This is a genomic window from Mesorhizobium sp. M7A.F.Ca.US.002.01.1.1, assembly GCF_004022955.1.
In the GTDB taxonomy this organism is placed as follows: Bacteria; Pseudomonadota; Alphaproteobacteria; order Rhizobiales; family Rhizobiaceae; genus Mesorhizobium; species Mesorhizobium ciceri.
This window is the reverse complement of sequence record NZ_RZQE01000446.1, coordinates 1-4953: the sequence shown is the minus strand read 5'-3', so window position 1 is coordinate 4953 and position 4953 is coordinate 1. Positions and strand designations below refer to the sequence as shown.

9 protein-coding genes and 1 pseudogene are annotated in these 4953 nt (G+C 62.2%); all 10 read right to left on the bottom strand.

The genetic code is table 11. The features are described from left to right. Positions 1 to 42 precede the first annotated feature (42 nt). Positions 43 to 456 (bottom strand): 50S ribosomal protein L16, encoded by a 414-nt coding sequence (gene rplP / locus EN932_RS29225; RefSeq protein ID WP_013531427.1) that lies wholly within the window; start codon positions 454 to 456, stop codon positions 43 to 45. A 27-nt stretch (positions 457 to 483) separates the two neighbouring features. Continuing rightward, positions 484 to 1209: a 30S ribosomal protein S3 gene (gene rpsC / locus EN932_RS29220; protein WP_013531426.1), complete on the bottom strand. Its 726-nt coding sequence runs from the start codon at positions 1207 to 1209 to the stop codon at positions 484 to 486. Then, on the bottom strand, positions 1209 to 1598 hold the full coding sequence (rplV, locus tag EN932_RS29215; protein WP_006205462.1) for a 50S ribosomal protein L22: 390 nt from the start codon (positions 1596 to 1598) through the stop codon (positions 1209 to 1211). Before rplV ends, rpsC begins: the two co-directional genes overlap by 1 nt. Positions 1599 to 1600: 2 nt before the next feature. After that, entirely contained in the window at positions 1601 to 1879 is a 279-nt protein-coding gene (gene rpsS / locus EN932_RS29210) for a 30S ribosomal protein S19 (protein WP_006205463.1), read from the bottom strand. A gap of 16 nt (positions 1880 to 1895) precedes the next feature. Beyond that, positions 1896 to 2729, bottom strand: coding sequence for a 50S ribosomal protein L2 (gene rplB / locus EN932_RS29205; RefSeq protein WP_024505067.1), 834 nt, complete (start codon positions 2727 to 2729; stop codon positions 1896 to 1898). A gap of 22 nt (positions 2730 to 2751) precedes the next feature. Further along, positions 2752 to 3045, bottom strand: coding sequence for a 50S ribosomal protein L23 (locus EN932_RS29200; protein ID WP_013531424.1), 294 nt, complete (start codon positions 3043 to 3045; stop codon positions 2752 to 2754). After that, positions 3042 to 3662: a 50S ribosomal protein L4 gene (gene rplD / locus EN932_RS29195; RefSeq protein ID WP_013531423.1), complete on the bottom strand. Its 621-nt coding sequence runs from the start codon at positions 3660 to 3662 to the stop codon at positions 3042 to 3044. The genes EN932_RS29200 and rplD overlap by 4 nt, the downstream gene beginning before the upstream one ends. Beyond that, complete coding sequence (gene rplC, locus EN932_RS29190; protein WP_013531422.1) at positions 3662 to 4390, bottom strand: 50S ribosomal protein L3; 729 nt, start codon at positions 4388 to 4390, stop codon at positions 3662 to 3664. Before rplC ends, rplD begins: the two co-directional genes overlap by 1 nt. 61 nt (positions 4391 to 4451) lie before the next feature. Next, complete coding sequence (gene rpsJ, locus EN932_RS29185; RefSeq protein WP_010909272.1) at positions 4452 to 4760, bottom strand: 30S ribosomal protein S10; 309 nt, start codon at positions 4758 to 4760, stop codon at positions 4452 to 4454. A 69-nt stretch (positions 4761 to 4829) separates the two neighbouring features. After that, positions 4830 to 4953 (bottom strand): annotated as a pseudogene (gene tuf / locus EN932_RS29180) (elongation factor Tu); the annotation flags it as partial.

Sequence of the window (4953 nt, the reverse complement as noted above, 5' to 3'; positions counted from 1 at the left end):
GTCTTGGTCCGGATGTCTTCGGCTTTCATGATCAGCCCGTCCTTATTCTGCGATGCGCTGCACGAAGCGCGTCTTGACCGAGAGCTTGGCCGCGCCGAGACGCAGTGCCTCACGGGCGGTTTCTTCATTGACGCCGTCGATCTCGAACATGATGCGGCCTGGCTTGACGCGCGCCGCCCAGTAATCGACCGCGCCCTTGCCCTTACCCATGCGGACTTCGGTCGGCTTCGAAGTGACCGGCACGTCCGGGAAAATACGGATCCAGACGCGACCAGCGCGCTTCATTTCACGGGTGATCGCGCGGCGGGCCGCCTCGATCTCACGTGCGGTGACGCGGTTCGGCTCAAGCGCCTTCAGCCCGAAACCACCGAAATCCAGGTTGGTGCCGCCCTTTGCGGTACCATGGATACGGCCCTTGAACTGCTTGCGGAACTTTGTGCGCTTTGGCTGCAGCATCGTTCTAACTCCAAATTCCTAAATGTCTCAGGCGTTTTCGCGACGACGACCGCGTTCGCGATCACCACCACCGCCATGCGCTGCATCGCTTTCGCTGGCCCGACGCTCCGAAGCCATCGGGTCATGCTCAAGGATCTCGCCCTTGAACACCCAGACCTTGACGCCGCAGATGCCATAAGCCGTGTGCGCTTCGGCCGTACCGTAGTCGACGTCCGCACGCAGCGTATGCAGCGGCACGCGGCCTTCGCGATACCATTCCATGCGCGCGATCTCGGCGCCGCCGAGGCGGCCGGCGCAGTTGATGCGGATGCCTTCGGCACCGAGGCGCATCGCCGACTGAACGGCACGCTTCATGGCGCGGCGGAACGCGATACGACGCTCGAGCTGCTGGGCGATCGACTGGGCGACCAGGGTCGCGTCGATCTCCGGCTTGCGCACTTCAACGATGTTGAGGTGCGTCTCGGACTTCGTCATCTCCATCAGCTTCTTGCGAAGCTTCTCGATGTCGGCGCCCTTCTTGCCGATGATCAGACCCGGGCGCGCGGCATGGATGGTGACGCGGCACTTCTTGTGCGGACGCTCGATCACGACCTTCGAGATGGCAGCCTGCTTGAGCTCCTTCTCGAGATACTTGCGGATCTTGATGTCCTCATGCAGCAGCTTGCCGTACTCGCCGGTGTTCGCGAACCAGCGCGAATCCCAGGTGCGGTTGATGCCGAGGCGAAGACCGATCGGATTGACTTTCTGGCCCATTATGCGGCCTCCCCTTTTTCTTCGACTTCACGAACGACGATCGTGAGGTGCGAGAACGGCTTCTCGATACGGCTGGCGCGACCGCGGCCACGGGCATGGAACCGCTTCATGACGATCGACTTGCCGACATAGGCTTCCGCCACGATCAGTGCATCGACGTCCAGGTCGTGGTTGTTTTCCGCGTTGGCGATTGCCGATTCCAGCGTCTTCTTGACCGTGCCGGAAATCCGCTTGGCCGAGAATTCGAGATCGGAAAGCGCTGTCGCGACCTTTTTGCCGCGGATCAGCGCGGCAACCAGGTTCAGCTTCTGCGGGCTGATACGGATCGTGCGCAATACGGCGCGCGCTTCGTTATCAGCAAGCCTGCGCGGAGCTTTGGCCTTGCCCATGATTATTTCCTCTTCGCCTTCTTATCCGCGCCGTGACCGTAATAGGTCCGGGTCGGAGCGAATTCACCGAACTTGTGACCGACCATGTCCTCGTTCACCGAGACGGGAACATGCTTCTGGCCGTTGTAGACACCGAAGGTGAAGCCGACGAACTGCGGCAGGATGGTGGAGCGACGGCTCCACATCTTGATCACCTCATTGCGACCACCTTCACGAACCTTGTCCACCTTCTTGAGAAGGTAGCCGTCAATGAAGGGGCCTTTCCAAATCGAACGAGTCACTTGGCGTTACCTCTTCTTAGCTCTTGCGCTGATGGCGCGAGCGCAGGATGAACTTGTCGGTCGCCTTGTTGGACCGCGTCTTCTTGCCCTTGGTCGGCTTGCCCCAGGGCGAAACCGGATGGCGGCCACCCGATGTGCGGCCTTCGCCGCCGCCGTGCGGATGGTCGACCGGGTTCATGGTCACGCCGCGATTGTGCGGGCGCTTGCCACGCCAGACCGTGCGACCGGCCTTGCCGTCATTGATGTTGCCGTGGTCCGGATTGGACACGGCGCCAACAGTGGCCATGCAGGAGCCGTGAACGACACGCTGCTCGCCCGAATTGAGGCGCAGGATCGCCATGCCCTGGTCACGACCGACCAGCTGACCGTAACCACCTGCCGAACGGGCGACCTGAGCGCCCTTGCCCGGCTTCAGCTCGATGTTGTGGACGATGGTGCCGACCGGCATCGAAGCCAGCGGCATCGCATTGCCCGGCTTCACGTCGACCGATTCACCGGACACGATCTTGTCGCCGGGAGCCAGACGCTGCGGAGCGATGATGTAGGACAGCTCGCCATCGTCATACTTGATCAGCGCGATGAAGGCGGTGCGGTTCGGATCGTACTCAATGCGCTCGACCGTGCCGACGACGTCGAACTTGCGGCGCTTGAAGTCGATGATGCGGTACGAACGCTTGTGACCACCGCCGATGAAGCGGGCGGTGATGCGACCGTGATTGTTGCGGCCGCCCGACTTGGTCAGGCCTTCGGTCAGACCCTTGACGGGCTTGCCCTTGTAGAGGCCCGAGCGGTCGACGATGACCAGCTGACGGGTGCTGGGCGTTACCGGGTTGAATTTTTTCAGTGCCATTGTTCTGTCCTCGCGGCCTTGCTCAGAGACCCGTCGCGACGTCGATCGACTGGCCATCGGCCAGCGTCACAACCGCCTTCTTGACGTCGCTCTGGCGGCCAACCGTGCCACGGAAGCGCTTGATCTTGCCCTTGCGGACAAGCGTGTTCACGGCCATCACCTTGACGCCGAACAGCGCTTCGACGGCGGCCTTGATTTCCGGCTTCGACGCCTTCTTGGCGACGTTGAAGACGACCTTGTTCTGCTCGGAGGCCATGGTCGACTTTTCGGTGATCGCCGGCGAGACGATCACGTCGTAATGACGAAGGTCGGTCATTTAAAACGCTCCTCGAGAGCCTCGACGGCGGCCTTCGAAAGGACCAGCGTGCCGCGGCGCAGAATGTCGTAGACGTTGATGCCCTGGATGGGCAGCACGTCGATGTTGGGGATGTTCGTCGCCGCCAGCTTGAAGTTCTTGTCAAGCTCGGCGCCGCCGATCAGCAAAGCATTGGTCAGGCCCAGCGTCGCGAAATTCGCGATCAGCGCCTTCGTCTTGGCCTCGGTCAGCTTCAGCTCGTCGATGATGATGATCGACGCGCTCTTGGCCTTGGCCGAGAGAGCATGCTTGAGGCCGAGAGCGCGAACCTTCTTCGGCAGTTCGTGCTCGTGGCTGCGAACGACCGGGCCGTGGGCCTTGCCGCCGCCGCGGAACTGCGGAGCGCGTGCCGAATGGTGACGGGCGCGGCCCGTACCCTTCTGCTTGTACATCTTGGCGCCGGTGCGCGCGATCTCGGCGCGACCCTTGGTCTTGTGCGTGCCCTGCTGCTTCTTGGCAAGCTGCCAGCGCACGACGCGCTGCAGGATGTCTTCGCGCGGATCAAGGCCGAAAATCTCGTCGGAGAGTTCCACCTTGCCGGCGTCCTTGCCGCCCAGCGTTGTGATCTTGAGATCCATTATTCCGCTCCCTCTGTGGCCGGAGCCTCGTTCTTGGCGCCACTTTCGGCAGCAACGGCGCGGATCGCGGCAGGCTTCGGCGCATTGGCCGGCAGTGCCACCTTGGCCGCATCGCGGACCAGGATCCAGGCGCCCTTCGATCCGGGAACCGCACCGCGGATCAGGATCAGGCCGCGGTCGGCGTCGGTCGATACGATCTCGACATTCTGCGTGGTGACGCGGGTGTCGCCCATGTGGCCAGCCATATGCTTGCCCTTGAACACTTTGCCCGGGTCCTGGCGCTGGCCGGTCGAACCGTGCGTACGGTGCGAAACCGAGTTACCGTGCGTTGCACGGCCACCGCCCATGTGGTGGCGCTTGATGACGCCCTGAAAGCCCTTGCCGATCGTCGTGCCCGTCACATCGACCTTCTGGCCGGCGACGAAGTGCTCGACGGTGATCTCGGCGCCGACATCGATCATGTTGTCGGCGGAGACGCGGAACTCTGCGACCTTCGCCTTCGGCTCGACGGAAGCGGTCGCGAAATGGCCGCGCATCGCCTTCGACGTGTTCTTCACCTTGGCAAGGCCAACGCCGAGCTGAACGGCGGTGTAGCCATTCTTCTCTTGCGTGCGCTGGGCCACGACCTGGCAGTTCTCCATCAGGAGAACGGTGACGGGAACATGTTCCCCGGCATCGTTATAGATGCGGGTCATTCCCACCTTCTTTGCAATCACACCTGAACGCATCGGTTCAATTCCTTTAGAGTTCCGGGCCAGGGGCACCGCCCCTTACCGCGCTCTCATTCCCTTAGAGCTTGATCTCGACGTCGACGCCGGCGGCCAGATCGAGCTTCATCAAAGCATCGACCGTCTGCGGGGTCGGATCGACGATGTCGAGCAGACGCTTGTGCGTGCGCATCTCGAACTGCTCGCGGCTCTTCTTGTCGACGTGAGGCGACCGGTTGACCGTGAACTTTTCGATCCGCGTCGGCAGCGGAATGGGGCCGCGGACGTTTGCACCGGTACGCTTGGCCGTCGACACGATTTCCTTCGTCGAGGCGTCGAGCACGCGGTGGTCAAACGCCTTAAGGCGGATGCGGATATTCTGTCCGTTCATGCGTCACTTCCTTGTTCTGGCGCGGCGCGGGCAACTCCCGCGCCCGCGACAGATCGGTTTAAGTCCAAATTACTCTTTGATGGTGACGACGATGCCGGCACCGACGGTGCGGCCGCCTTCACGGATAGCGAAGCGCAGCTTCTCTTCCATGGCGATCGGCACGATCAGCTCGACATCGACCGTGATGTTGTCG